This is a genomic window from Streptomyces sp. 147326 (genome assembly GCF_045000215.1).
Taxonomy (GTDB): Bacteria; Actinomycetota; Actinomycetes; order Streptomycetales; family Streptomycetaceae; genus Streptomyces.
In genome coordinates this window covers 4462618-4488925 of sequence record NZ_CP134201.1, presented here as the reverse complement: position 1 = coordinate 4488925, position 26308 = coordinate 4462618, and the positions used below count along the sequence as shown (strand labels likewise).

The 26308-nt window shown below is 69.8% G+C and carries 22 protein-coding genes and 2 tRNA genes; 13 read left to right on the top strand and 11 right to left on the bottom strand.

Features of this window, described 5'->3' with window-relative positions:
• Positions 1-95: 95 nt before the first annotated feature.
• The 5 genes from RIU97_RS20300 to rpmH are packed head-to-tail and all read right to left on the bottom strand — an operon-like array spanning position 96 to position 2542.
• The gene (locus RIU97_RS20300) at positions 96-608 is read right to left on the bottom strand and encodes a R3H domain-containing nucleic acid-binding protein (protein WP_030755362.1); all 513 of its coding nucleotides are present in this window, start codon (positions 606-608) and stop codon (positions 96-98) included.
• Between the two features lie 15 nt (positions 609-623).
• Positions 624-1727 (bottom strand): membrane protein insertase YidC, encoded by a 1104-nt coding sequence (yidC, locus tag RIU97_RS20295; RefSeq protein WP_404958757.1) that lies wholly within the window; start codon positions 1725-1727, stop codon positions 624-626.
• Between the two features lie 3 nt (positions 1728-1730).
• The gene (yidD, locus tag RIU97_RS20290) at positions 1731-2012 is read right to left on the bottom strand and encodes a membrane protein insertion efficiency factor YidD (RefSeq protein WP_076043740.1); all 282 of its coding nucleotides are present in this window, start codon (positions 2010-2012) and stop codon (positions 1731-1733) included.
• Positions 2009-2383 carry a ribonuclease P protein component gene (gene rnpA / locus RIU97_RS20285; protein WP_404958755.1) on the bottom strand — a complete coding sequence of 125 codons (375 nt, stop codon included), beginning with the start codon at positions 2381-2383 and terminating at the stop codon, positions 2009-2011. The genes yidD and rnpA overlap by 4 nt, the downstream gene beginning before the upstream one ends.
• 21 nt (positions 2384-2404) lie before the next feature.
• On the bottom strand, positions 2405-2542 hold the full coding sequence (gene rpmH, locus RIU97_RS20280) for a 50S ribosomal protein L34 (protein ID WP_008741645.1): 138 nt from the start codon (positions 2540-2542) through the stop codon (positions 2405-2407).
• A 100-nt stretch (positions 2543-2642) separates the two neighbouring features.
• Here rpmH and dnaA point away from each other — a divergent pair, with 100 nt between their 5' ends.
• The 11 genes from dnaA to RIU97_RS20225 all read left to right on the top strand — a co-directional run bounded on the left by dnaA (position 2643) and on the right by RIU97_RS20225 (position 17343).
• On the top strand, positions 2643-4703 hold the full coding sequence (gene dnaA, locus RIU97_RS20275) for a chromosomal replication initiator protein DnaA (RefSeq protein ID WP_404958752.1): 2061 nt from the start codon (positions 2643-2645) through the stop codon (positions 4701-4703).
• Positions 4704-5578: 875 nt separating this feature from the next.
• Positions 5579-6709, top strand: coding sequence for a DNA polymerase III subunit beta (gene dnaN / locus RIU97_RS20270; protein WP_030707714.1), 1131 nt, complete (start codon positions 5579-5581; stop codon positions 6707-6709).
• Between the two features lie 247 nt (positions 6710-6956).
• Positions 6957-7832: a phosphogluconate dehydrogenase (NAD(+)-dependent, decarboxylating) gene (gnd, locus tag RIU97_RS20265; RefSeq protein WP_404958749.1), complete on the top strand. Its 876-nt coding sequence runs from the start codon at positions 6957-6959 to the stop codon at positions 7830-7832.
• Positions 7833-7912: 80 nt separating this feature from the next.
• A complete protein-coding gene (recF, locus tag RIU97_RS20260; RefSeq protein WP_404958747.1) occupies positions 7913-9049 on the top strand; it encodes a DNA replication/repair protein RecF in 1137 nt (378 codons plus the stop codon).
• Positions 9046-9582 carry a DUF721 domain-containing protein gene (locus RIU97_RS20255; protein ID WP_404958745.1) on the top strand — a complete coding sequence of 179 codons (537 nt, stop codon included), beginning with the start codon at positions 9046-9048 and terminating at the stop codon, positions 9580-9582. The genes recF and RIU97_RS20255 overlap by 4 nt, the downstream gene beginning before the upstream one ends.
• A gap of 457 nt (positions 9583-10039) precedes the next feature.
• Positions 10040-12109: a DNA topoisomerase (ATP-hydrolyzing) subunit B gene (gene gyrB, locus RIU97_RS20250; RefSeq protein ID WP_404958743.1), complete on the top strand. Its 2070-nt coding sequence runs from the start codon at positions 10040-10042 to the stop codon at positions 12107-12109.
• A 43-nt stretch (positions 12110-12152) separates the two neighbouring features.
• Entirely contained in the window at positions 12153-14759 is a 2607-nt protein-coding gene (gyrA, locus tag RIU97_RS20245) for a DNA gyrase subunit A (RefSeq protein WP_404958741.1), read from the top strand.
• A 3-nt stretch (positions 14760-14762) separates the two neighbouring features.
• Complete coding sequence (locus RIU97_RS20240; protein ID WP_404958739.1) at positions 14763-15425, top strand: DUF3566 domain-containing protein; 663 nt, start codon at positions 14763-14765, stop codon at positions 15423-15425.
• Between the two features lie 117 nt (positions 15426-15542).
• Positions 15543-15616: transfer RNA gene (locus RIU97_RS20235), tRNA-Ile, on the top strand.
• A gap of 144 nt (positions 15617-15760) precedes the next feature.
• The gene (locus RIU97_RS20230) at positions 15761-15895 is read left to right on the top strand and encodes a DLW-39 family protein (protein ID WP_208809277.1); all 135 of its coding nucleotides are present in this window, start codon (positions 15761-15763) and stop codon (positions 15893-15895) included.
• A gap of 122 nt (positions 15896-16017) precedes the next feature.
• On the top strand, positions 16018-17343 hold the full coding sequence (locus RIU97_RS20225; protein WP_404958736.1) for a hypothetical protein: 1326 nt from the start codon (positions 16018-16020) through the stop codon (positions 17341-17343).
• Here the strand turns inward: RIU97_RS20225 and RIU97_RS20220 are convergent.
• Together RIU97_RS20220 and RIU97_RS20215 are read right to left on the bottom strand one after the other, a co-directional pair.
• Positions 17330-18625 (bottom strand): protein kinase domain-containing protein, encoded by a 1296-nt coding sequence (locus tag RIU97_RS20220; protein ID WP_404958734.1) that lies wholly within the window; start codon positions 18623-18625, stop codon positions 17330-17332. The genes RIU97_RS20225 and RIU97_RS20220 overlap by 14 nt on opposite strands.
• A 43-nt stretch (positions 18626-18668) precedes the next feature.
• Positions 18669-19217, bottom strand: coding sequence for a helix-turn-helix domain-containing protein (locus RIU97_RS20215; protein WP_404958732.1), 549 nt, complete (start codon positions 19215-19217; stop codon positions 18669-18671).
• Positions 19218-19379: 162 nt separating this feature from the next.
• Between RIU97_RS20215 and RIU97_RS20210 the strand changes: the two genes are divergently transcribed.
• Positions 19380-19452, top strand: a tRNA-Ala gene (locus RIU97_RS20210).
• Between the two features lie 143 nt (positions 19453-19595).
• On the opposite strand, the gene aroB is transcribed toward RIU97_RS20210, so the two are convergent.
• On the bottom strand, positions 19596-20696 hold the full coding sequence (aroB, locus tag RIU97_RS20205) for a 3-dehydroquinate synthase (RefSeq protein ID WP_404958730.1): 1101 nt from the start codon (positions 20694-20696) through the stop codon (positions 19596-19598).
• 60 nt (positions 20697-20756) lie between these two features.
• Positions 20757-22226, bottom strand: coding sequence for an MFS transporter (locus tag RIU97_RS20200; RefSeq protein WP_404958728.1), 1470 nt, complete (start codon positions 22224-22226; stop codon positions 20757-20759).
• A 106-nt stretch (positions 22227-22332) separates the two neighbouring features.
• Between RIU97_RS20200 and RIU97_RS20195 the strand changes: the two genes are divergently transcribed.
• Complete coding sequence (locus tag RIU97_RS20195) at positions 22333-23283, top strand: helix-turn-helix transcriptional regulator (RefSeq protein ID WP_404962884.1); 951 nt, start codon at positions 22333-22335, stop codon at positions 23281-23283.
• Positions 23284-23340: 57 nt separating this feature from the next.
• On the opposite strand, the gene pabB is transcribed toward RIU97_RS20195, so the two are convergent.
• Together pabB and RIU97_RS20185 are read right to left on the bottom strand one after the other, a co-directional pair.
• On the bottom strand, positions 23341-25494 hold the full coding sequence (gene pabB / locus RIU97_RS20190) for an aminodeoxychorismate synthase component I (RefSeq protein ID WP_404958726.1): 2154 nt from the start codon (positions 25492-25494) through the stop codon (positions 23341-23343).
• Between the two features lie 33 nt (positions 25495-25527).
• Complete coding sequence (locus RIU97_RS20185; RefSeq protein WP_404958724.1) at positions 25528-26163, bottom strand: 50S ribosomal protein L11 methyltransferase; 636 nt, start codon at positions 26161-26163, stop codon at positions 25528-25530.
• Positions 26164-26308: the final 145 nt, after the last annotated feature.

Here is a 26308-nt window from a genome sequence, read left to right as displayed (position 1 = left end):
TCTTCAAGGTGGAGCGTCGTTCACTCGTCAGGCCAGGCTGACAAACATCGGCCCCGCCTGCGACACAGACGGGGCCGAACAACTCGCGCCGGCGATCAGGCCGGAAGCACAACGACGAAGCGCTGCGGCTCCTCGCCCTCGGACTCGCTGCGCAGACCGGCGGCCGCCACGGCGTCGTGGACGACCTTCCGCTCGAACGGGGTCATCGGAGCCAGCTTCAGCGGCTCGCCGGACGCCTTGACGTCCGCCGCGGCCTGGGCGCCCAGCGCCGCCAGCTCCTCGCGCTTCTTCGCCCGGAACCCGGCGATGTCCAGCATCAGCCGGCTGCGGTCCCCGGTCTCCCGGTGCACCGCGAGGCGGGTCAGCTCCTGCAGAGCCTCCAGGACCTCACCGTCGCGGCCCACGAGCTTCTGCAGATCACGGCCGGCCGAGTCACTGACGATCGACACCGCGGCCCGGTCGGCCTCGACGTCCATGTCGATGTCGCCGTCCAGGTCGGCGATGTCCAGCAGACCCTCGAGGTAGTCGGCCGCGATCTCACCCTCCTGCTCGAGGCGGGTCAGGGTGTCGCCACTCTCAGCGGCGGCGGTGGTGGTGCCTTCCGTCACGGGAGGGACTCCTTCTTACTTCTTGGGAGCGGGCTTGCTGGGGGTCTGACGCTGCGACTTCGACTGGCGCTTCGGCTGCTGCCGCTTCGCGGCACCGCCGCTCGCCGCATCCGAGTCTGCCGTGGCCTCGACACTCTTGATCACGGAGCCGTCGGGCTGCGCGGCCATGCCCTGCTTGGTGAGGGCGGCGATGAACTTGCGCTCGTTGTCGTTGCGGTCCGGGCCCTTGGCGACGATCGCCGCGACGACCCGCTTCCTGCCCCGGCCCTTGAGCTCGCCGTGCGAGCTGATCTGCTTCAGCAGGCGGGTCAGGTACTGGTCCTGCGCCTTGCTGCCCGGCGTCGGGTTCTGGTTGATCACGTACATCTGCTGACCCATGGTCCACACGTTCGTGGTCAGCCAGTAGACGAGAACACCGACGGGGAAGTTGATGCCCATGACCGCGAAGATCACCGGGAAGATGTACATCAGCATCTTCTGCTGCTGCATGAACGGCGTCTTGACCGAGAGGTCGACGTTCTTCTGCATCAGCTGACGCTGGGTGTAGAACTGCGACAGCGACATCATGACGATCATGACGGCGGTCACGATCCGGACGTCCGTCAGCGTCGCGCCGAGGGCGGCGACCTTCTCCGGGCTGTCCATGAACTTCGCGGCGATCGGCGCACCGAAGATCTTGGCCGCACGGGCGCTGTCGACCAGCTGCTGGTCCATCGCGCCGACCGGCTTGCCATCAGCGATGTTCGACAGCACGTGGTACAGCGCGAAGAAGAACGGGGACTGCGCCAGGATGGGCAGGCACGAGGAGAGCGGGTTGGTGCCCGTCTCCTTGTACAGCTTCATCATCTCTTCGGACTGACGCTGCTTGTCGTTCTTGTAGCGCTCCTGGATCGCCTTCATCTTCGGCTGGAGCGCCTGCATACCCCGCGTCGCCTTGATCTGCTTCACGAAGAGCGGGATCAGGCAGATACGGATCAAGATCACCAGGGACACGATGGACAGGCCCCAGGCCAACCCACTCGACTCACCGAAGAGTCCCCCGTACAACGAGTGGAACTGGACGATGACCCAGGAAACGGGTGTGGTGATAAAGCTGAACAGACCGGCGATCGTGTCCACTAATCAGGCTCCTTGAGCATTGCGAGATCTACGCAACGCACTGCGCAGCTGCTCGTGCCAACGCGGGCGTTTACGGGGTGGGACATGGTCCACACCACCCGGGGACCACGGATTGCACCGCAGGATCCGCCAGGCGGTCAGGGCCGTCCCCTTCACCGCACCATGCCGGTCGATGGCGGTGTACCCGTAGTGCGAACACGACGGGTAGTACCGGCACACCGGGCCGAGCAGGGGACTGATCGTCCACTGGTACAGCTTGATCAAAGCGAGCAGCGGGTACTTCATCGAGCCACGCCTCCCAGGAGCCGCACCAGAGCGGCATCCAGGTCCCGGGCCAGTTCCTCGGGGCCGGCATCGCCCGCTCCGGGCAACGCACGTACCACCACCAGGCTACCGGCGGGCAGCTGAGACAGCCGCTCCCGGACCAGATGGCGAAGACGGCGCTTCACCTGGTTACGTATGACGGCGTTGCCGACAGCCTTGCTGACGACGAAACCCGCACGCGTCGAGGGATCGATCTCCCCCGGCTCGTGCGGGTCCGTTGCACCGCTTGTACGTAGGTGGACGACGAGGAGCGGGCGACCAGCCCGACGACCTCGGCGTACCGCGCTCGCGAAGTCCTCGCGCCGCCTCAGCCGATTTTCGGGAGACAGCACGACGTCACGACCTGCGTGTTGTTACGCGGAAAGGGCGGCGCGGCCCTTGCCACGACGGTTCGCGAGGATCGCGCGACCGGCACGGGTACGCATCCGGAGACGGAAGCCGTGGGTCTTGGCACGACGGCGGTTGTTCGGCTGGAAGGTGCGCTTGCTCACTCGGGGGCTCCAGAGAATGAATCGTTGTGGCGGGACATCGCCTGGCTGTCACCGTGCGCCCACGAGGAAACTCGCGTGTTCGCCCGAGTGGCACCGCTAAATGATCACTATCAGTGACCTTCGCCCATCGGTAGGCAGGCGGCAGCAGCCATCGACAACTCGACCTCGTTACGGTACGCGCGGCTACGCCATCCGGTCAAACCGAGTCGACGTGGCCCCACACTGTGCACAGGCTGTGGACAACGACTTGAACCGTACCCGCTGGCCTGACTACCGTTGTCTGATCCCGGATTTTTTGTCCCGACCGTCCCAAAGAACCACACATTCGTGGGACCCCTGTGAGAGAGCGTGCTCTGTGGCTGACGTACCTGCCGATCTTGCCGCAGTGTGGCCAAGGGTGCTCGAAAAGCTCCTCGGGGAGGGACAGCCGGGGATCGAGCCGAAGGACAAGCAGTGGGTCGAGAGGTGCCAGCCCCTGGCGCTCGTCGCCGACACCGCACTGCTGGCCGTCCCCAACGAATGGGGCAAGCGCGTCCTCGAGGGCCGGCTCGCCCCGCTGATCAGTGACGCGCTGAGCCGCGAATGCGGCCGCCCCATCCGGATCGCCATCACCGTGGACGACTCCGCGGGCGAGCCCGCGCCCCCCGCCCCGTCCGCGCAGCAGCCCGGCGGGTACGAGCCGTACGGCGGCCAGCGCCCCGGCGGCGGCCCCGGCAACGGCGACGACCAGCTCCCCAGCGCCCGCCCCGCCTATCCGGACTACCAGCAGCCGCGCCCCGAGCCCGGCGCCTGGCCCCGCGGCGGCCAGCAGGACGACTACGGCTGGCAGCAGCCCCGCCTCGGCGGTTTCCCCGAGCGCGACCCGTACGCCTCCCCGCAGCCGGGCTACCTCCAGCAGTCCGAGCCCTCCGGCTACGACCAGGGCTCCTACGAGCAGCAGCAGTACGAGCAGTCCCCGTACGAATCCCAGCAGCCCCATCAGTCGCACCAGCCGCACCAGTCACATCAGTACGAGCAGCAGAAGTACGAACAGCAGCAGTACGAGCAGCCCGCGCCGCGCCAGGCCCCCGGCCGGCCCGCCGCACCCCCGGCCCCGTCCGGCGGCTCCACCTCGGGCCCGCTGGAGCCGACCGCCCGGCTGAACCCCAAGTACCTGTTCGACACCTTCGTCATCGGTGCCTCCAACCGCTTCGCGCACGCCGCCGCGGTGGCCGTCGCCGAGGCGCCGGCGAAGGCCTACAACCCCCTCTTCATCTATGGGGAGTCGGGCCTCGGCAAGACGCACCTGCTGCACGCCATCGGGCACTACGCGCGGAGCCTCTACCCCGGCACCCGCGTGCGGTACGTGAGCTCCGAGGAGTTCACCAACGAGTTCATCAACTCCATCCGCGACGGCAAGGGCGACGCGTTCCGCAAGCGCTACCGCGAGATGGACATCCTGCTCGTCGACGACATCCAGTTCCTCGCGAGCAAGGAGTCGACGCAGGAGGAGTTCTTCCACACCTTCAACACCCTCCACAACGCCAACAAGCAGATCGTGCTCTCCTCCGACCGGCCGCCCAAGCAGCTCGTCACCCTGGAGGACAGGCTCCGCAACCGCTTCGAGTGGGGCCTGATCACCGACGTCCAGCCGCCCGAGCTGGAGACCCGTATCGCGATCCTGCGCAAGAAGGCCGTCCAGGAGCAGCTCAACGCCCCGCCGGAGGTACTGGAGTTCATCGCCTCCCGCATCTCGCGCAACATCCGCGAGCTGGAGGGGGCGCTGATCCGGGTCACGGCCTTCGCGAGCCTGAACCGGCAGCCGGTCGACCTGGGCCTCACCGAGGACGTCCTGAAGAACCTGATCCCGGGCGGGGAGGACAGCGCCCCCGAGATCACCGCCTCCGACATCATGGCGGCCACCGCCGACTACTTCGGCCTGACCGTGGACGACCTGTGCGGCTCCTCGCGCAGCCGGGTCCTGGTGACCGCCCGGCAGATCGCCATGTACCTGTGCCGGGAGCTCACCGACCTGTCGCTGCCCAAGATCGGGGCGCAGTTCGGCGGCCGCGACCACACCACCGTGATGCACGCGGACCGCAAGATCCGCGCTCTGATGGCCGAACGGCGGTCCATCTACAACCAGGTCACCGAGCTCACCAACCGCATCAAGAACGGCTGAGAGCGGCCCCGTACCGCTCGCCCGGGGCCTCGCAAGGGCCCCTTCACACGCTTACAGAGGGCGCTCCCGGACGACAACGGGGGCGCCCTTCTTCGTCCGCGCGCCCCTGACCTGTTCGAATACGCCCCCTGGGGAGCAACTCATCCACAGATTCTGCGACTTTCTTCCGTCCACACCCTGGGGACGGGCGGCGTCGCCCACAATCTGTCCACAGGCATGCGAGGTGAGGTCTCATCAGGCCAGGTCAGTACCCTGTGGATTTGTGCGCAAGCGTCATCCACAGACTGTGGACAAATATTTCGTCCACAGCCCTGTCCACGACGTTGTCCACCGTCCCCCCACAGGTTCGCGCACTCTGTGCACAGGATCCGGTCTCTTCTCCACACCCTTGTCCACTGTTCGGCAACACACCACCCCCTCTCACCGCCCGGAGTGAAAGCGGTCACACGGAAGTAGACGTTTGGGTTGTGGAGTACCGGGGGAAAGCTGGGGACACACCTGTGGAGTAGTCGGGGTCCCCTGGGGACGGCCTGTGCAGAACTTTTCGTTCTCCACAGAGACACGGGGTTGTCCACCGGTGTCGCCCACAGGGTCGGTGGATAAAAAACGCGGTGTGACCTGCGAGAACGGGCTTATCCACCGTTTCCACAGGCCCTACTACTACCCCCATAGAGAGTTAGGCCGGTTTCGGTTTTCAAGCAGGTCCTGTGCACAACTCGTCGGGATCCCGCTCCGCCGCCCCGCTCCCGACTTGACCGCCAGCCGCACCGAGTGTCGGCGCCGTACGTCAGACTGGTCCCCGGCATCGGTCGAGGCATCGACGAGCCGACGACGAAGGCCGGCAGACGAGCGAGCAACAGCAGGAGGCGGTTCCGGTGAAGATCCGGGTGGAGCGCGACGTACTCGCGGAGGCGGTGGCCTGGGCTGCCCGTAGCCTCCCGGCCCGGCCGCCGGTGCCCGTTCTCGCGGGCCTGCTGCTCAAGGCCGAGGACGGCACGCTGAGCCTCTCCGGCTTCGACTACGAGGTCTCGGCCCGCGTCTCCGTCGAGGCGGACGTCGAGGAGGACGGCACCGTCCTGGTTTCCGGCCGGCTGCTCGCCGACATCTGCCGCGCCCTCCCCAACCGCCCGGTGGAGATTTCCACAGACGGTGTACGGGCGACCGTGGTCTGCGGCTCCTCGCGATTCACACTCCACACCCTGCCTGTGGAGGAGTACCCGGCCCTGCCGCAGATGCCCACCGCTACCGGCACCGTGCCCGGCGAGGTCTTCGCCTCCGCCGCCAAGCAGGTGGCCACCGCCGCCGGCCGTGACGACACGCTGCCCGTGCTGACCGGTGTCCGCATCGAGATCGAGGGCGACCGCGTCACCCTGGCCTCCACCGACCGCTACCGCTTCGCGGTCCGCGAGTTCCTGTGGAAGCCGGAGAACCCGGACGCGTCGGCCGTGGCCCTGGTGCCCGCCAAGACGCTCCAGGAGATCGCCAACTCTCTGACCAGCGGTGACACCGTGACCCTGGCGCTGTCCGGCTCCGGCGCGGGCGAAGGCCTGATCGGTTTCGAGGGCGCCGGCCGCCGCACCACCACCCGGCTGCTCGAGGGCGACCTGCCCAAGTACCGGACGCTCTTCCCGACCGAGTTCAACTCCGTCGCCGTGATCGAGACCGCGCCCTTCGTCGAGGCCGTCAAGCGCGTGGCCCTGGTGGCCGAGCGCAACACCCCGGTCCGCCTCAGCTTCGAGCAGGGGGTGCTGATCCTGGAGGCCGGCTCCTCCGACGACGCACAGGCTGTGGAGAGGGTCGACGCCCAGCTCGACGGCGACGACATCTCGATCGCCTTCAACCCGACCTTCCTGCTGGACGGCCTCAGCGCGATCGCCTCCCCGGTGGCCCAGCTGAGCTTCACCACGTCCACGAAGCCCGCGCTGCTCAGCGGCCGCCCGGCGGTCGACGCGGAGGCCGACGAGACCTACAAGTACCTGATCATGCCGGTGCGCCTGTCCGGCTGACGCTTTCACCTGTCGACGTCGGGCCCGGTCTCGCGCCCTGCGGGACCGGGCCCGACGCCGTCCACAGGCTGGGGAGGGCGCCGGGGAAAACCCCGGAAGCCGGACCGGCCGCCGTGGAGCGCCCGCAGGGCCCGCCGCCACGGCCCGGCGTAGGCTCGGATCCGGTGGGCGACCCCCTGCGGGTCCGGCGAGGACACGGCCGGGGAAGCCCCGGCAAAGACGGCCACAACGCTTAAGGAACCACCTGATGGAGCTTGGTCTCGTCGGTCTCGGCAAGATGGGCGGCAACATGCGCGAGCGCATCCGCCGCGCAGGCCACACCGTCATCGGATACGACCGCAACCCGGAGCTCGCGGATGTCCACAGCCTGCGGGAACTTGTGGACAGCCTGCAGGCCCCCCGCGTCGTGTGGGTGATGGTCCCCGCCGGCGCGGCGACGCAGTCCACCGTCGACGAGCTCGCCGAGCTGCTCTCGATCGGCGACATCGTCGTCGACGGCGGCAACTCCCGCTGGACCGACGACGAGAAGCACGCCGGGGAACTGGCGGCCAAGGGCATCGGCTTCGTCGACTGCGGCGTCTCCGGCGGCGTGTGGGGCCTGGAGAACGGCTACGCGCTGATGTTCGGCGGCGCCAAGGACCACGTCGCCCGGGTCCAGCCGATCTTCGACGCCCTCAAGCCCGAGGGCGAGTTCGGCGCCGTGCACGCCGGCAAGGTCGGCGCGGGCCACTTCGCGAAGATGGTCCACAACGGCATCGAGTACGCCATGATGCAGGCCTACGCCGAGGGCTGGGAGCTCCTGGAGAAGGTGGACTCGGTCACCGACGTCCGCGAGGTCTTCCGCTCCTGGCAGGAAGGCACCGTCATCCGCTCCTGGCTGCTGGACCTGGCCGTGAACGCCCTCGACGAGGACGAGCACCTGGAGCAGCTGCGCGGCTTCGCGCAGGACTCGGGCGAGGGACGCTGGACGGTGGAGGCGGCGATCGACAACGCCGTACCGCTGCCCGCGATCACCGCGTCGCTGTTCGCGCGGTTCGCCTCGCGGCAGGACGACTCCCCGCAGATGAAGATGATCGCCGCGCTGCGCAACCAGTTCGGCGGGCACGCGGTCGAGAAGAAGTAGCAGCTCACAGGGCTGCAAAGGATCACCAGCAGCACAGCACCACAGCGAGTAGTGGGAAAGCCGGGGGAGGTCGGCGCCGTATGCACGTTTCGCATCTCTCATTGGCCGACTTCCGCTCGTACGCCCGGGCCGAGGTTCCCCTCGACCCGGGCGTCACCGCTTTCGTGGGGCCCAACGGCCAGGGGAAGACCAACCTCGTCGAGGCGATCGGCTACCTCGCGACGCTGGGCAGCCACCGGGTCTCCGCGGACGCCCCGCTCGTACGGATGGGCGCGGACCGGGCGATCATCCGCGCGGCCGTCACCCAGGGCGAGCGCCAGCAGCTGGTGGAGCTGGAGCTGAATCCGGGGCGGGCGAACCGGGCCCGGATCAACCGGTCCTCGCAGGTCCGGCCGCGTGACGTGCTGGGAATAGTACGGACGGTGCTGTTCGCGCCGGAGGACCTGGCCCTGGTCAAGGGCGACCCCGGGGAGCGGCGGAAGTTCCTGGACGAGCTCGTCACCGCGCGCTCGCCGCGGATGGCGGCGGTCCGCTCCGACTACGAGCGGGTGCTCAAGCAGCGCAACACCCTGCTGAAGTCGGCGGCGATGGCCCGGAGGCACGGCGGCCGCTCGATGGACCTCTCCACCCTCGACGTGTGGGACCAGCACCTCGCGCGCGTGGGCGCGGAGCTCCTGGCCCAGCGGCTGGATCTGATCGCGACGCTGCTGCCGCTGGCGGACAAGGCGTACGAGCAGCTCGCGCCCGGCGGCGGCCCGCTCGGGCTGGCGTACAAGTCCTCGGCCGGCGAACCGGTGGACAGCGGCGCGGCGCGCAGCCGTGAGGCGCTCTACGAGGTGCTGCTGGCCGCGCTGGTGGAAGTGCGCAAGCAGGAGATCGAGCGCGGTGTGACCCTGGTGGGCCCGCACCGCGACGACGTCGTGCTGCGGCTCGGGGAGCTGCCCGCGAAGGGGTACGCGAGCCACGGCGAGTCCTGGTCGTACGCGCTGGCGCTGCGGCTGGCCTCGTACGAGCTGCTGCGCTCGGAGGGCAGCGAGCCGGTGCTGATCCTGGACGACGTGTTCGCGGAGCTGGACGCCCGGCGCCGGGAACGGCTGGCGGAGCTGGTGGCGCCGGGTGAGCAGGTGCTGGTGACGGCGGCGGTGGACGACGACGTCCCGGGGGTGCTGGAGGGAACGCGGTTCGGAGTGTCCGGCGGTGAGGTGACCCGGCTGTGAGCGAGAACGGCAAGGACCCGCAGGAGGGCCGCAAGCCCCCGGAGGTCTCCGGGGTGGACCTCGCCCGCCAGGCCCTCGCGGCGGCGCGGGAGCAGGCGCGGGCCCGGGGGAACGCGGCCGGCGCCAAGAAGGGCCGGCAGCCGGGGCTCCGCTCGGGCGCCCGCGCGGACGGCCGGGACCCGATGCCGCTGATGGCGGCGCTGGACCGGCTGCGCACCGAACGCGGCTGGGAGATGCCGATGGCGGTGGCGGGCGTGATGGAGCGCTGGCCGGAGATCGTCGGCCCGGAGATCGCGGCGCACTGTGAACCGGAGCGGTACGAGGACCGTGAGCTTGTCGTGCGGTGCGATTCCTCGGCGTGGGCGGCGCAGCTGAAGCTGCTCGCGCCGCAGCTGGTGGCGCGGCTGAACGCCGATCTGGGGCAGGGGACGGTGCGGATGATCAAGGTGCGGGGGCCTGGGGGCGGCCGGCCGAAGGGGTACGGGCCGTGGCGGGCGCCGGGCAGTACGGGGCCGGGGGACACCTACGGCTGACGGGTCCGCTGCGGGGCTGCCCGTGCGGATACGCACAGCCCGCTCCGCGGGACCCGGGGCGCCGCCCCGGACCCCGCGCCTCAAACGCCGACGGGGCGGGATTGGCCCCCGGCGGCGCTGAAAGACCGGGGCTGGGGGCCCCGCTCTTCGAGTGCCGGCGGGGCCGGATCGGGGCTGCACTTCGTGGCGTCCCTCACGGTAGCCGGAGGTTGACAGGCCGAAGCGCTGGATGCCCGTGTGAGCCTCTTCGAGCCCCGTCCCGGATGTGGGGAGTCGGAGAGAGGAGGTTCAGGGCGGCACATGCGGACTCAGGTACCGGCAAACCCCCATTCATGTCGGTGGTACCGGTAGACTGAAGCAAATCCCGCCCGCTTGCGGGATCCCGCTGATAAACGCTGACAACGCAGATCGACGCAGCCGCTCCTGCTTGCATGCCTGCTGGCCCGGAGTTCGGCCTGTGCTGTGCCAGAAAGGGCGCTTCGTGGCCGATTCCGGCAACCCCAACGACAAGAACGAGTCCACCGCCGACGGCGAGGCCGCCGAGGCAGGTGGGTCTTCGTATACCGGCAGCAACATCCAGGTCCTGGAGGGCCTGGACGCGGTCCGCAAGCGGCCCGGCATGTACATCGGCTCCACCGGCGAGCGTGGTCTGCACCACCTCGTCTACGAGGTCGTCGACAACTCCGTCGACGAGGCCCTGGCCGGCCACGCGGACACCATCGACGTGACGATCCTGGCCGACGGGGGGGTCAAGGTCGTCGACAACGGCCGCGGCATCCCGGTCGACATCGTCCCGTCCGAGGGCAAGCCGGCCGTCGAGGTCGTCCTGACCGTCCTGCACGCGGGCGGCAAGTTCGGCGGCGGCGGCTACGCCGTCTCCGGCGGTCTGCACGGCGTCGGCGTCTCCGTCGTGAACGCCCTGTCGACCCGCGTCGCGGTCGAGGTCCGGCGTGACGGCTACCGCTGGACGCAGGACTACAAGCTCGGTGCCCCGACCGCCGCCCTGGCGAAGAACGAGGAGACCGACCAAACCGGTACCTCGGTCACCTTCTGGGCCGACGGCGACATCTTCGAGACGACCGAGTACTCCTTCGAGACGCTGTCGCGGCGCTTCCAGGAGATGGCCTTCCTCAACAAGGGCCTCACCCTGTCGCTGACCGACGAGCGCGAGTCGGCGAAGGCGACCGCCGGCGCCGACGACCCGGACGCGGACGCGGCCGAGCCCCAGGCGCGCACGGTGAAGTACTACTACGAGGGCGGCATCGTCGACTTCGTGAAGTACCTCAACTCGCGCAAGGGCGAGCTGATCCACCCGACCGTCATCGACGTCGAGGCCGAGGACAAGGAGCGCATGCTCTCGGTCGAGATCGCGATGCAGTGGAACTCGCAGTACACCGAGGGTGTCTACTCCTTCGCGAACACGATCCACACGCACGAGGGCGGTACGCACGAGGAGGGCTTCCGCGCGGCGCTGACCGGCCTGGTCAACCGCTACGCGCGCGAGAAGAAGTTCCTGCGCGAGAAGGACGACAACCTCGCCGGCGAGGACGTCCGCGAGGGTCTGACGGCGATCATCTCGGTCAAGCTGGGCGAGCCGCAGTTCGAGGGCCAGACGAAGACGAAGCTGGGCAACACGGAGGCCAAGACCTTCGTGCAGAAGGTCGTCCACGAGCACCTGAACGACTGGTTCGACCGCAACCCGGTCGAGGCCGCGGACATCATCCGAAAGTCGATCCAGGCGGCCACGGCGCGCGTCGCGGCCCGCAAGGCCCGTGACCTCACCCGACGCAAGGGTCTGCTGGAGAGCGCCTCGCTGCCGGGCAAGCTGTCCGACTGCCAGTCGAACGACCCGACCAAGTGCGAGATCTTCATCGTCGAGGGCGACTCGGCCGGTGGCTCCGCGAAGTCCGGCCGCAATCCGATGTACCAGGCCATCCTGCCGATCCGCGGCAAGATCCTGAACGTCGAGAAGGCCCGTATCGACAAGATCCTCCAGAACACCGAGGTCCAGGCGCTGATCAGCGCCTTCGGTACCGGTGTGCACGAGGACTTCGACATCGAGAAGCTCCGCTATCACAAGATCATCCTGATGGCGGACGCCGACGTCGACGGCCAGCACATCAACACCCTGCTGCTGACCTTCCTCTTCCGCTTCATGCGGCCGCTGGTCGAGGCCGGTCACGTGTACCTGTCGCGTCCGCCGCTCTACAAGATCAAGTGGGGCCGGGACGACTTCGAGTACGCGTACTCGGACCGCGAGCGCGACGCGCTGGTGGAGCTCGGCAAGCAGAACGGCAAGCGGATCAAGGAAGACTCGATCCAGCGCTTCAAGGGTCTGGGCGAGATGAACGCCGAGGAGCTGCGCGTCACCACGATGGACGTGGACCACCGCGTCCTCGGCCAGGTCACGCTGGACGACGCGGCGCAGGCCGACGACCTGTTCTCGGTGCTGATGGGCGAGGACGTCGAGGCGCGTCGCTCCTTCATCCAGCGCAACGCCAAGGACGTCCGCTTCCTCGACATCTGAGTCGGCTCCGCTGACCGCCGCCTGAAAGGACTTCTGACCAGCAATGGCCGACGAAACCACCCCTACCGCAGAGAACTCCGCGGAGGAGCAGCCCGTGATGCGCATCGAGCCCGTCGGGCTCGAGACGGAGATGCAGCGCTCCTACCTCGACTACGCGATGTCCGTCATCGTCTCGCGCGCCCTGCCGGACGTGCGGGACGGCCTCAAGCCGGTGCACCGCCGCGTGCTGTACGCGATGTACGACGGCGGCTACCGGCCCGAGAAGGGCTTCTACAAGTGCGCCCGCGTCGTCGGCGACGTCATGGGCACGTACCACCCGCACGGTGACAGCTCGATCTACGACGCCCTGGTCCGCCTGGCCCAGCCGTGGTCGATGCGCATGCCGCTGGTGGACTCGAACGGCAACTTCGGCTCTCCGGGCAACGACCCGGCGGCCGCGATGCGCTACACCGAGTGCAAGCTGATGCCGCAGGCCATGGAGATGCTCCGGGACATCGACGAGGAGACCGTCGACTTCCAGGACAACTACGACGGCCGCAACCAGGAGCCGACGGTCCTGCCCGCGCGCTTCCCGAACCTGCTGGTCAACGGCAGCGCCGGCATCGCGGTCGGCATGGCGACCAACATCCCGCCGCACAACCTGCGCGAGGTCGCGGCCGGTGCGCAGTGGGCGCTGGAGCACCCGGAGGCCTCGCACGAGGAGCTCCAGGACGCGCTGATCGAGCGGATCAAGGGTCCTGACTTCCCGTCGGGCGCCCTGGTCGTGGGCCGCAAGGGCATCGAGGAGGCGTACCGGACCGGTCGCGGCTCCATCACGATGCGCGCGGTGGTGGAGGTCGAGGAGATCCAGAACCGCCAGTGCCTGGTGGTCACGGAGCTGCCGTACCAGACCAACCCCGACAACCTCGCGCAGAAGATCGCGGACCTGGTGAAGGACGGCAAGGTCGGCGGCATCGCCGACGTCCGTGATGAGACCTCGTCGCGGACCGGCCAGCGCCTGGTGATCGTCCTGAAGCGCGACGCCGTCGCCAAGGTCGTGCTGAACAACCTCTACAAGCACACCGAGCTGCAGACGAACTTCGGCGCGAACATGCTGGCGCTGGTGGACGGCGTGCCGCGCACGCTGTCGATCGACGCCTTCATCCGCCACTGGGTGACGCACCAGATCGAGGTCATCGTCCGGCGCACGAAGTTCCGCCTGCGCAAGGCGGAGGAGCGCGCCCACATCCTGCGCGGTCTGCTCAAGGCCCTGGACGCGATCGACGAGGTCATCGCCCTCATCCGGCGCAGCAACACGGTCGAGATCGCGCGCGAGGGCCTGATGGGCCTCCTGGAGATCGACGAGATCCAGGCGAACGCGATCCTGGAGATGCAGCTCCGCCGCCTCGCGGCCCTGGAGCGCCAGAAGATCGTCGCCGAGCACGACGAGCTCCAGGCCAAGATCAACGAGTACAACGCGATCCTGGCCTCGGAGGAGCGCCAGCGCTCCATCGTGAGCGAGGAACTGGCGGCGATCGTCGACAAGTTCGGCGACGACCGGCGTTCCAAGCTGGTGCCCTTCGACGGTGACATGTCCATCGAGGACCTGATCGCCGAAGAGGACATCGTCGTCACGATCACGCACGGCGGCTACGTCAAGCGCACCAAGACCGAGGACTACCGCTCGCAGAAGCGCGGCGGCAAGGGCGTGCGCGGCACGAAGCTGAAGCAGGACGACCTGGTCGACCACTTCTTCGTCTCCACCACGCACCACTGGCTGCTGTTCTTCACGAACAAGGGCCGCGTCTACCGGTCCAAGGCGTACGAGCTCCCGGACGCCGGCCGCGACGCCCGCGGGCAGCACGTGGCGAACCTGCTGGCCTTCCAGCCGGACGAGAAGATCGCGCAGATCCTCGCCATCCGCGACTACGATGCCGCGCCCTACCTGATCCTGGCCACCAAGGGCGGCCTGGTGAAGAAGACGGCGCTCAAGGACTACGACTCGCCCCGTTCGGGTGGTGTGATCGCGATCAACCTCCGGGAGACGGAGGACGGCCGCGATGACGAGCTGATCGGCGCGGAGCTGGTGTCCGCCGAGGACGACCTGCTGCTGATCAGCAAGAAGGCGCAGTCGATCCGTTTCACGGCGACCGACGACGCGCTGCGCCCGATGGGCCGCGCCACCTCGGGCGTGAAGGGCATGAGTTTCCGCGGAGGTGACGAACTGCTCTCCATGAGCGTGGTGAGGCCGGGTACGTTCGTCTTCACCGCGACCGACGGCGGCTACGCCAAGCGGACGCCGGTCAACGAGTACCGCGTCCAGGGCCGTGGCGGTCTGGGCATCAAGGCCGCCAAGATCGTGGAGGACCGCGGGTCGCTCGTAGGGGCGCTCGTGGTGGACGAAACGGACGAGATTCTCGCCATCACGCTCGGCGGTGGTGTGATTCGTACGCGCGTCAACGAAGTCAGGGAGACCGGCCGTGACACCATGGGCGTCCAGCTGATCAACCTGGGCAAGCGCGATGCCGTGGTCGGCATCGCCCGTAATGCCGAGGCCGGTCAGGAAGCTGACGAGGTCGAGGCCGACGAGAACGAGACCGAGGTGGCCGACGGACAGGCCGCCGAGGCCGCCGAGGGCACGCAGCCTTCGGCCGGGGAGCACGAGGAGTAAGTCGTGAGTGGAGCCACGGGCGCCGGACCGGCCAAGACTGGGGCGAACGGTGCCCGTGGCCCCGCCGCGGACTCCCAAGGTGGCGACGCCACCTCCGAGGGCAGGGGGATCGCCGTGACGGACACCCGGGAGCCGCAGCCGACGGCCGGCGCGGAAGCCGGCCAGGACCGGCCCGCGCAGCCGCCGTACCAGCCGCCGCAGGCCTACACGGCGCCCTCGGGCGCCGGCACGCCGCGGGCGAACGGCGGGGCCGCCGCGCAGCGCAAGCCGCGTACGGGGATCCGTACGGCCCCCAGGACGCGCAAGGCGCGGCTGCGGGTGGCCAAGGCCGACCCGTGGTCGGTGATGAAGGTCAGCTTCCTGCTGTCGATCGCGCTGGGCATCTGCACGATCGTGGCGGCGGCGGTGCTGTGGATGGTCATGGACGCGATGGGCGTCTTCTCGACCGTCGGCGGCACGATCAGCGAGGCGACCGGCTCGAACGAGAGCAACGGCTTCGACCTCCAGTCGTTCCTGTCGCTGCCGCGCGTGCTGACCTTCACGTCGGTGATCGCGGTGATCGACGTGGTGCTGGCGACGGCACTGGCCACGCTGGGCGCGTTCATCTACAACCTGTCGGCGGGCTTCGTCGGCGGTGTGGAGCTGACGCTCGCCGAGGACGAGTAGGCCTTCGCGGAAGGGCCTGCAAGGGGTCGGATGACCTGCGCAGACGCCCGGTCGGAACGGATTTTGGCCTGACCGGGTCTGTGCGCTAATCTTCAGGAGTCAGCGCGCAGCGCGGATGGGGCTATAGCTCAGTTGGTTAGAGCGCATCCCTGATAAGGATGAGGCCACAGGTTCAAATCCTGTTAGCCCCACAGTGTCGAAGACCCCCAGGCCAAGGCCTGGGGGTCTTTGTCGTAGGGCCAGTTGGTGGGTCGGCAGGTCACCGATCGGTATCGGTCGGTGTGTATTGTTGGCTGCCAGAAGTCCCCTACGTCAACGAAAGACGAGGTCGCGCGGTGAAGAAGCTGCTCCTGGTCGCACTGGCCGCCATCGGCGGGCTCCTCGTGTACCGCCAGATCCAGGCGGACCGCGCCGAGCAGGACCTGTGGACGGAGGCAACCGACTCCGTGCCTTCTGGTTCCGGTGTGTGAGACCCAAGGCTGATCCCATGAAGCCCCGGCTGCCGCTGCCGCCGGGGCTTTGTGCTGTTCTGTGACGAAAACTTAGGTTATGCAAAGATTTGCCTTGCGCTAGCAAATTCGGGGTGGGCGTGATGGGTCGGGTACGGACGACGGTGCGGCTGGGAGCCGTGGTGGGGGCGGCGGCCCTGGGCCTGACGGCCGGTCTGCCGGCGGCCGCCCGCGCCGAGGGGGCGCAGCCGCAGCCGGTCCCGACGTACCGGGCCGCGGACGGCGCCAAGGCGATCGAGGGCGGGCTGTCCACCGCGGACGCCCCGCAGATCGATCCCGGGGGCGTCTACAAGGACACCCTCGGCCCCGGGGAGCGCGTGTACCGGCTCGTCCTGGACAAGGACGACTCGAACGTCTACGTCTCCGCCGTGGTCCGGCCCGCGGCGGGCGCGAAGGTGTCCGGCGGCGACGGCATCGAGGTGGAGATCATGACCACCGCCGGGAGCTCCTGCCGGGACAGCGCCGGCCGGGCGAACTTCGGCTACGACCCCTACCCCATCAGCGCGGCCGGCGTCCGGTGGGGCGCGGAGGACGAGGACTGCGCGCCCGCCGGGGTGTACTACGCCAAGATCACCCGCACGTCGGCCAAGGGCTACGACCAGAGCCCCTGGCCGCTGGAGATCAAGGTCCAGCGGGAACCGGGGCGCGGCGCGGGCGCTCCCACCACCGCGCCGGGCAGCTGGCCCTCCGGGGCCCCCGCCCTGCCCGGCACCGAGGCGGTGAACCGCACCGGGGGCACCGGCTTCAACGACGCGCGCGCCCTGCGCGCCGGGGTGTGGCGCGACGAGATGAGGCCCGGCCAGACCCGGTACTACCGGGTCCCGCTGGACTGGGGGCAGCAGCTGGGGGTCGGCGCCGAACTCGCCGCCGCCAGGATGACCAAGACGTACGGCTCCGCCTCGGGCGGGCTCACGGTCGCGCTCTACACCCCGTACCGGGGCCTGATCTCCGACAAGGACGTCTCGTACGACGGCAAGCAGGCCGGGATCACCCTGGGGAAGACCCCTCCGGTCGCCTACGAGAACCGCTTCGCCAGTGACCGGGCCGTGCAGCCCGTGGCCGTAGCGGGCTGGTACTACGTCGCGGTGACGATGGGCTCGAAGGTCGCCGACTTCACCGAGGACGCGGTGCCCGTGCCGCTGACCCTGCGGCTGGAGGTCGGCGGGACCCCGGCCAAGGCGCCCGGGTACAAGGAGAGTCCGGCCGCGGGCGGCTTCGGGGTGGGCGAGGAGGACCGGACCGCCGCCGAGGAGGGGCTGACCGCACCGGAGGCCGCGGAGGCCGCCGGCAAGCACTCCGTGATGCGGGTCGTGGCCGGGGCCGGCTTCGGCACCGGGACGGTACTGCTGCTCGTGCTGGGCGGCTGGACCCTGCTCGGGCGACGGGGGCGCGGTCCTACAGCTGTGTGAGGGCCCAGACGCCGACGGCGAAGCAGAGCAGCGCCGCGGCGAGGATCGAGGCCACCGCCTTCGCCGGAGGCGGGGCGATGGCGCCGGCCGCCCGGACCGGCGGGGCGGCGGAGGCCGTCGGCGTCGGCACGGTCGCCGGTGACGGCGGGCCCGCCGGGGAGGGCGGCGGCAGGTGGAAGCTGCCCGTCTCCGAGGGCCCGTACGCGGGTACCTGGGCCGGGACCGCCTGATACGGGGCCGGCGGCGGGGCCGGGGCGGTCGCGGCCGTCGACGGGGCTCCCGCCGTCGCCGCCGTACCGCGCGGATCGGCAGGGGTGGGCTCCGCGGCCTGCGTCACGGAGGCGGACGCGCCGGGCGGCACCACGCCGGCGGTGGGCGTCTGCGGGGTCACCGCCGCCGTGGCGAGGGGGCCCTGCGGGCCGAAACCGGGCGGGAGCGGGCCGAGTTGGTCGAACACCTCCACCGGGTCCTCGTCCGGCGCGGGCGGCGGCAGCAGTTCCACGGCCTCGGCAAGGGCCTTGCGCGCCCCTGTGGCCGTACGGAACCGGCTCTGGGGGTCAGGCTGCAGGAGACCGGCGAGGACGTCCCAGAGCGGGGCGGGAACGCCCTGCGGGGCGCCCGGGGTGCCATGGGCCAGGAAGTGCTCCACGAGGCCCTGGGAATCGGGCTTGGCGCCCTGGAGGAGGTACAGGGCGACCAGCCCGACGGCGAAGAGGTCCGCGGGGAAGTCCGGCTCGGCGCCCAGCAGTTGTTCGGGGGCGAAATAGCCCGGGGTGCCGACCACGTAGTTGGTCTCGGTCAGCCGGGGCTCCCCCTTGCGCATGGAGATGCCGAAGTCGGACAGCCGCAGGTGCGGCCGCCCGGTTCCGGTGGCCTCCATCAGGATGTTGGCCGGTTTGATGTCGCGGTGGACCACGCCTTCCGCGTGCACCGCGGCCAGCCCCGACAGGAGCTGGTCGAGCAGCAGGCACACGAAGCGGGGCGGCAGGGGGCCGTAGTCCCCGATCACGTGGCCGAGGGAGCCGCCGCCGACCAGGTCCATGGTGAACAGGACCTTGTCGTCGTCGGCCGCCCAGCTGGCGGGAGCGAGCACGTGCGGGTGGTCGATCCGCAGGGCCTGTTCCCGCACGAAGCGCAGCAGGGTGTGGGCGTCGCTCTGCAGGAGGACCTTCGCGGCGACGTAGCGGCGACGGCGGTGGTCCCAGGCCCGCCACACGGCACCCGCGCCACCGCGCCCGATCGGATCGATCAGCTCGTACCGACCGGCGAAGACCTCACCCATCGCTGCGCCCGTCCCCCGTCACCCGTCGTCCGCCCTCGTGCCGTCAGTTCTGGTGGGCCTCGTAGTGGGCGACCGCGTCCGCGGTGCGGCCCGCGCCGTACACCCGGAGGAACTCTGCCAGTTCCGGGTGGGTGGGGGCGAGGGTGTTCGCCGCGTCGATGATGTCGCCGGCCGCGGAGACCGAGCGCAGCAGCGACTGGATCTCGCGCACGACCCGCTTGACCGTGGGCGCGCCGGAGCTGATGGTGGTCTGGCCGCTGTTGCTCAGGACGGATCCTCCCTGGGTCTTCTTGATCTCGTCCATCCGGTCGGTGGCCTCCCCGGCGCTGACGCTTCCGTCGGCCACCTGGCCGGCGAGATCCTGGAGGGCCTGGACGCGCTGCACCACGGCCGGGTTCCCGATCTTGGCGCGCTGGCCGCTCATCAGCTGGGACAGCATGGGCGCCGACAGACCGAGGACGGCAGCGAGGCGGGCCTGGTTCAGGCCGAGGTCATCTATGAGCCGGCGAAAGAGCGCTCCCAGCGGTTCCCCGTACCAACTGCGCTGAAGCTCTCTGGCTCTGGCCGTGGCCTCTTGCTGTACTGCGTCCACTCTGACTACTCCCCTTCGCTGGTGCGAACCTCGCGAGCATCTTACGGAGAGTGGTCGCACGACGGGAGTCCCTATCATTTTGCGAGATGAGGGGGTACACCCGGTACTCTGTTCTGCGGAACGACCCCCTGTCGCGCGTGGGACGGGTGCGTCCAGTTCCATGGGGCCTTAGCTCAGTTGGTAGAGCGCTGCCTTTGCAAGGCAGATGTCAGGAGTTCGAATCTCCTAGGCTCCACTCCCTTAACCCCTCTGACCTGCGGTGACGTGGTTCAGAGGGGCTTTTTTTGCGTGCCGGCCGCCGGCACGGTGGTGCTGACGAAAAAGAAGCAGCTCCGCCGGGGGAGTGCGGAGCTGCTGGCCTTTGGGGGGCGTACGGCGTCAGGCCGTCACCCTTGCGTACGCGGCGGACAGCACCGGCAGGGCGGGGCCCTCCAGCACGGCCGGCCGGCCCGGTCCGTCGAGGACGATGAAGCGCAGCAGCTTGCCGCGCGACTTCTTGTCGACCCTCATGGACCGCAGGAGCGCCGGCCACTGGTCCCCGCGGTAGGTCAGTGGCAGTCCGACCGATTCCAGGACCGAGCGGTGGCGGTCGGCGGTGGCCTGGTCCAGCCGCCCGCTCAGGCGGCTGAGTTCGGCGGCGAAGACCATGCCCACCGACACCGCGGCTCCGTGCCGCCACGCGTAGCGTTCGTTCTTCTCGATGGCGTGGGCGAGGGTGTGGCCGTAGTTGAGGATCTCGCGCGGTCCGGACTCCCTCAGGTCGTCGGACACGAGCTGTGCCTTGACCCGGATCGAGCGCTCGATCAGCTCCGCGGTGTGCGGACCGGCCGGCGAGCGCGCACCGGCCGGACAGTCCTCCACGCGATCAAGGATCGCCGGGTCGGAGATGAAACCGGCCTTGATGATCTCCGCCAGGCCGCTCACGTAGTCGTCGGCCGGCAGTGAGTCCAGCGCGCTGAGGTCGCACAGCACCCCGGCGGGCGGGTGGAAGGCCCCGACGAGGTTCTTGCCCCCGGCGGTGTTGATGCCCGTTTTGCCGCCCACTGCCGCGTCGACCATCGCCAGCAGGGTCGTCGGCACCGCGATCCACCGCACTCCGCGCAGCCAGGTCGCCGCGACGAACCCGGCGACATCGGTCGTGGCGCCGCCGCCGACGCCGACGATGACATCGGTACGGGTGAAGCCGCTCTGCCCCAGCCGCTTCCAGCAGTACGCCGCGACCTCGGCGCTCTTGGCCGCCTCGGCGTCGGGCACCTGGATGGTGATGGCTTCGAGGCCCAGCGCGGCCAGATCCGCCCGGATCCGCTCGGCGGTGCCGGCGAGCGGCCCCGGATGGATCACCGCTACCCGGCCGGCTGCCGGGCCGAGCAGCCCGGGGACCTCGCTCAGCAGCTGGCGTCCGATCAGTACCTCGTACGGATCGGTGCCGGGTGAACCGCCGACCCGGAGGCGTGCGGTCACAAGACCGGCGACTGCCATGGGGGCCTCGTTCCGGGGGAGTCGGTCGGTGGTCGGTGGTCGGTGTCGCGGGCAACGGGCTCAGGCCGTTTCCTGCTTGCGCGGCAGCCTCAAGGCCGCCAGTGCGCTGAGCAGGGCCCCGGCCGTGACGAGCAGCGCGGTCACGAAGATGGCGTGCGCCGAGGAGTCGGCCGCCCGGCCGTCGGCCGCGCCGAGGTACACGCTGCCGTACGCCGCGACGCCGAGGACCTGCGCGATCTGCGCCGCGGTCGTCATCACGCCACTCGCGTCCGCCGCGTCGGCCGGCTTGACCTGGGCCAGCGCCACGGTGAGCAGCGGGCTGGTGATGTAGCCCATCCCGATGCCGACGACCAGCTGCAGGGCCGGGAGCGCGATGCCGCCGTGGCCGCCAGAGCGCATGTCGAAGCCGATGGCCACGTAGCCGACGGCGGCGACCACGCACGCGGTGGCGATCATCCGCCGGTGCAGCCGCTCGGGCACCTTCTGCCAGGTGAGACTGCCGGTCGCGACGCCGATGGCGAGCGGCGCGAACGTCAGACCGGTACGGGTCGCGGACTCGCCGAGCCCCGACTGCATGTGCTGCGAGAACGCGAAGAGGAAACCCGCGTACCCGGCCATCGCGAAGAAGTTCGCGGACGCTCCGGGCACCAGACCGGGCGTCTTCAGCACCCGGCCCGGCACCAGCGGCGCTCCGCCACGGCGCGCGACCGCACGCTCGACGAGGACGAACACCGCGAGCGCGGGGACCGAGGCGACCAGGGAGATCTTCATCCACAGCGGCCAGTTCTGCTCGTGGCCCATGACGAGCGGCACCACCAGGAGCAGCAGCGCCGCGGTCAGCGTGATCAGACCGGGGATGTCCAGGCCCTTGGGCTTCGGGGGCTTGCCCTGCGGCAGCAGCCGCAGCCCGGCGATCACCAGCACCACGCCCACCGGAACGTTGATCAGGAATACCGGACGCCAGCCGGTGCCGAAGAGGTCCGCGCTGACCAGGAGGCCACCGGCGACCTGGCCGATCACGACGCCGAGCCCGATGACCGCCGCGTACAGGCTCAGTGCCCGGGCCCGCGCGGCCCCTTCGAAGTTCAGCTGAATCAGGCTGTAGATCTGCGGCATCATCGTCGCCGCGCCGACGCCCTGCACCACGCGGGCGCCGATCAGAGTCGCCGAGCCGGGTGCCAGACCACAGGCGAGGGAGGCCACGGTGAAGGTGACGAGTCCGAACAGGAACATGGTCCGGAAGCCGTTGCGGGCGCCGAGACGGGCGCCGGTCACCAGCAGTGTGGCGTACGCGATGGTGTAGCCGGAGACGATGAGCTGCAGCGCCGAGCCGGTGGTGCCGAGGTCGGTGCGGATGGTCGGTGTCGCCACGTTGACGATGGTCGAGTCGAGCAGGGCCATGAAGACCGCGCCCAGCATGACCACCAGCATGCGGTTGTTCTGACGCTTCTTCACGGCGGGGTCGGGGGCCGGTGTCGCGCTCCCCCGGGAGGGGGGTGCGACAGCCCGGTTCTGTGTCGTCTCACTCATGACGGTGATGATCCTGGTGGTCGCATGCGGGTACCAGATATCCAGTCATCCCGGTACCGGGGGTATCTGGCTGCGCCGTGCCGCAGTCCCGCACACTGGGGTGGTGATGCCCGACGACATGGACGCCGCGAACGGTCCCACCAGCGCTTCCGCAGGCAGCGAGGCCCAGCGGCGCTCCGAACTGGGCGCCTTCCTCAGGCTGCGCCGGGAGCGCACCACCCCGGAGGACGCGGGCATTTCGCGCGGCACCAGGCGGCGTACGCCCGGGCTGCGCCGCGAGGAGGTCGCCCAGCTCTCCGGCATCGGAGTCGCCTGGTACACGTGGCTGGAGCAGGGGCGCCGCATCAACCCCAGCGTCCAGGTGCTCGACGCGATCGCCCGGACGCTGCGGCTCGACCGGACCGAGCGGGACCATCTCTACCGGCTCGCGGACATCCCCAGCGTGCCCCTCGACGTGTCGGCGAGGCAGCCCCAGCCGCCGGAGCACCAGACCATCCTCGATGCCCTGATCCCGCTTCCGGCGAGCATCGTGACCGCCCGCTACGACGTGCTCGCCTTCAACGACGCGTACGCGGCGCTCGATCCGGGTCTCGCGCTGCTGCCGGCGGCGGACCGCAACGTGCTGTGGCATCTGTTCACCGCCGAGGAGCACCTGCAGCCGCTCGTCGAGTGGGAGCGCGAAGTCTCCTTCATGGTCGCCCAGTTGCGGGCCGAGTCCGGCCGCCGCCTGGGCGACCCGCACTGGACCGGGTTCATCCGGCAGTTCTCCGAGGCGAACGGGCGTTTCGCCGAGATCTGGGCCAGGCACGAGGTCGCCTCGTCCGTCACCCGGCGCAAGTCGTTCTGGACCGTCGACGGGGACGAGATCAGCGTGATCGCGACCGGCTTCGCGATGGCCTCCGCCCCTGACACCAAAATGTGGATCTACACGCCCGACGACGCGCGGTCGCAGCGGCTGCTCGGTGAGCTCGTCGGCCGCTACCAGGAGCTGGGCCCCGCCGAGCTGCTGCGGCAGGGCGCCCGCACCGGCCGGGGCGGCCGACGCTCCGCTCACTGACCGGCGCCGCCCGAGGGCCCGCTCAAGGGCCCGCTCGCCGGCCGCGGGCGGCGCCGGTCACTGGCCGCGCGCCGCCCCGCCGCTCCGGCTGCGCTCCGACGTCTCGCGGCGGCCGGGGAATCCGGCTCCGGTGAGCATCAGCAGCGGAGCCGACTTGACCGCCGTCTCCTCGAATTCCGCCTCCGCGTCCGACAGCGAGACGATCGCCCCGCCGACTCCGTAGCGGACCCGGCCCGGGGTGATCACCGTCGTACGGATCGCGACGCTCAGGTCCGCGGAGCCGGACAGCGAGAAGTAGCCGATGGCACCGGAGTACACCCCGCGCGGTCCGGCCTCCAGGCGGTCGATGATCTGCATGGTGCGGAGCTTCGGGGCGCCCGTCATCGAACCCGCGGGGAACGCGGACCGCACGCAGTCCACGGCGCTGCGGTCCGGGCGCAGCCTGGCCCGCACCGTGCTCACCAACTGGTGCACGGTGGCGTACGTCTCGACGTCGAACAGGCCGGTGACCTCGACCGACCCCAGCTCGGCATGGCGGCCGAGGTCGTTGCGCACCAGGTCGACGATCATCAGGTTCTCCGCCCGGTCCTTCTCGTCCGAGCGCAGGCCCGCGACGATCGCCGCGTCCTGCTGTGGCGTCATGCCGCGCGGCCGGGTGCCCTTGATCGGCTTGGACGAGGCGATGCCGTCAGCGGTGACGCGCAGGAAGCGTTCGGGTGAGGTGCTGAGCACGGACAGCTGCCCGAAGCGCAGCAGAGCGGCATATGGAGCCGGGCTGAAGCGGCGCAGCACGCGGTACGCGTCCCAGGGGTCCAGGTCCAGTTCGGCCTCGACGAGGTTGGTGAGGCAGATCTCGTACGTCTCGCCCGCGGAGATCTCCTCCTGGCAGGCGTCGATCAGCCGCAGGTACGCGTCGCGGTCGTGCCGCAGCCGGATGGCGGCGGCCGGAGCGCGTGGAGCGGGTGCGGCCGGCGGTTCCGCGGCGGGCTCGCCCGCGATCGACTTCAGCGTCCGTGCGGCGCTGCGGAGCCAGGCGCGGGCCGGCGCCTCGTCGCCGTCTTCGGCCAGCGCCAGCAGGTAGGTGGTGCCCGTGGCGTGGTCCAGGACCACCGCGCGGTCGGCGAACACCATGGTGGCGTCGGCGTCCTGCGCCTGATGGGCCGCGCCGGCGCCGCACTGCGCCTTCAGTTCGTAGCCGAGGTAGCCGACCCAGCCCAGGGTGAAGTCGAAGGGAACGACGGGCAGTTCGGTGCGCATGGCCTTCAGGTCGCGGTCGAGCCAGTCGAGGAAGCCGCCCGTGATGATCTGGGAGCCGGTGGCCGAGCGCACGGTCACGGTGTGGCTCCACACATCGGCCTTGGCCACCCGCGCGAGCGGGCCCGCCGCGTCACCCATGAGGGAGAACCGGCCCGCGTCGGCATCGGTCTTGCTGCTGTCCAGCCAGAACGCGTTCTCACTCGCCCCGAACAGCCGGTGGAAGGCGGCCTCGTCCGCCCAGCCGGTCGGCGTCTTCTCCACCAGGACGCGCAGCTGCCGCACCTCGTCGTCCGCGGGCGACGGGGCGCGGACGACGGGCGGCTTCGTCGCGACGGCGGGCCTCGGCGTCCGAGACGTTCCCGAGCCCCGTTCCGCGTGCCACCGACGGCTCAGCTCGGTGAAATTGGCGAGGAGTTCATGTCCGTACTGCGTGAGGACCGACTCGGGGTGGAACTGGAGTCCCCAGACGGGTTTGTGCCGGTGCCGCAGGCCCATCAGCACGCCGTCCGGTGTCCACGCGGTGGCTTCCAGCTCGTCGGGCAGGTCCGTCACCGCCAGGGAGTGGTAGCGCACCACCTCGAAGGGAGAAGGGATGTCATGGAACAGACCGGTGCCCTGGTGCAGTACGGGCGAGATGCGGCCGTGCCGTGGCTCCGGGGCCCGGGCGACCGTCCCGCCGTGCAGAAGCGCAACTCCCTGATGTCCGAGACAGACGCCGAGCAGGGGTATGTCCGTGCTGTCGATGATTTCCCGGCAGATTCCGAAGTCGGCGGCGCGGGCCGGGTTGCCGGGTCCGGGGGACAGCACCACATTGTCGAATTCCGCGAGCCGGGACGCGTCCCACGTGGGATCGTCGTTGCGCATCACCACCGGCTCGGACCCACTCACCTCGGCGAGGTAGTGGAAGAGGTTGAAAGTGAAAGAGTCGTAGTTGTCTATCAGAAGAGTTCGCACGGGTTCTTTCGCCATCACGGGTTCTCGAGTGATTCAGCGGACGGTGATTTCGAAGAGAATGTGCTCGACGGTCTCCTCGTCCTCACGGACGAGGCGGGTCCGCAGCACCCGCAGCTCCCGTCCGCACTCCTCGGCGATCGTGTGCAGCGCCGCGATGTCTCCGCGGTCGCTGAAGTGCAGCAGGACCGCGCCTCCGTCGGCCACGTACGAAGGGGCTTCGGCGAGGAAGCGGCGGTGAGCCCGGTACCCGGGGTCCACATAGGCGCGCTCGTGGACCGTCTCGTAGCGGTAGGTGGGCGGAGCCAGTACGAAATTGGAGTGCCAGTAGACGGTGTCGAACCGCTCACCCGCGGCCTGACCTGCCCCGAGTCCGTCGAACAGGTCGCTGTGCACCGTCTTCAGGCGGTCCGCCACCCCGTGCCGCGCCGCGTTCAGCGCGGTGTTCCGTACGGCCGCTTCACTGATGTCGGCGGCGGTCGCGCGATCGCAGCCGGCCAGCGCGGCGGACACGGCGATGATGCCGGTGCCGCATCCGATCTCCAGGAACGAGCCGCGCCAGGGCCTCTCGGCCGGCCCGATGAGGCCGAGCAGCTCCATGGCCGCCCCTGTCGATGCCGAGAACGTCGGTGCGAACACGCCGTCCAGCAGGTCCCACTCGCGGCCCGCCATGGGAAAGGTCCGTGGTCGGTCCTTGTGCGAAAGCGCCGCTCGGCTCCGCTCCAGTGACCGCACGTAGCTTTTGATGTTCTTGATCTCGGTCATCGTGCCCCCGTTGCACACTGATGGGCGCCGCTCACCGCCGACGCCCTCCTCG

Excerpts from the sequence above, each read along its gene's own strand:
- aroB (WP_404958730.1), bottom strand. The coding sequence starts at position 20,696 with ATGGCAGTCGCCGGTCTTGTGACCGCACGCCTCCGGGTCGGCGGTTCA.
- gyrA (WP_404958741.1), top strand. The coding sequence starts at position 12,153 with ATGGCCGACGAAACCACCCCTACCGCAGAGAACTCCGCGGAGGAGCAG.
- RIU97_RS20195 (WP_404962884.1), top strand. The coding sequence starts at position 22,333 with ATGCCCGACGACATGGACGCCGCGAACGGTCCCACCAGCGCTTCCGCA.
- yidD (WP_076043740.1), bottom strand. The coding sequence starts at position 2,012 with ATGAAGTACCCGCTGCTCGCTTTGATCAAGCTGTACCAGTGGACGATC.
- dnaA (WP_404958752.1), top strand. The coding sequence starts at position 2,643 with ATGATCACTATCAGTGACCTTCGCCCATCGGTAGGCAGGCGGCAGCAG.
- gnd (WP_404958749.1), top strand. The coding sequence starts at position 6,957 with ATGGAGCTTGGTCTCGTCGGTCTCGGCAAGATGGGCGGCAACATGCGC.
- RIU97_RS20225 (WP_404958736.1), top strand. The coding sequence starts at position 16,018 with ATGGGTCGGGTACGGACGACGGTGCGGCTGGGAGCCGTGGTGGGGGCG.
- RIU97_RS20185 (WP_404958724.1), bottom strand. The coding sequence starts at position 26,163 with ATGGCGGGCCGCGAGTGGGACCTGCTGGACGGCGTGTTCGCACCGACG.
- recF (WP_404958747.1), top strand. The coding sequence starts at position 7,913 with ATGCACGTTTCGCATCTCTCATTGGCCGACTTCCGCTCGTACGCCCGG.
- RIU97_RS20220 (WP_404958734.1), bottom strand. The coding sequence starts at position 18,625 with ATGGGTGAGGTCTTCGCCGGTCGGTACGAGCTGATCGATCCGATCGGG.
- RIU97_RS20200 (WP_404958728.1), bottom strand. The coding sequence starts at position 22,226 with ATGAGTGAGACGACACAGAACCGGGCTGTCGCACCCCCCTCCCGGGGG.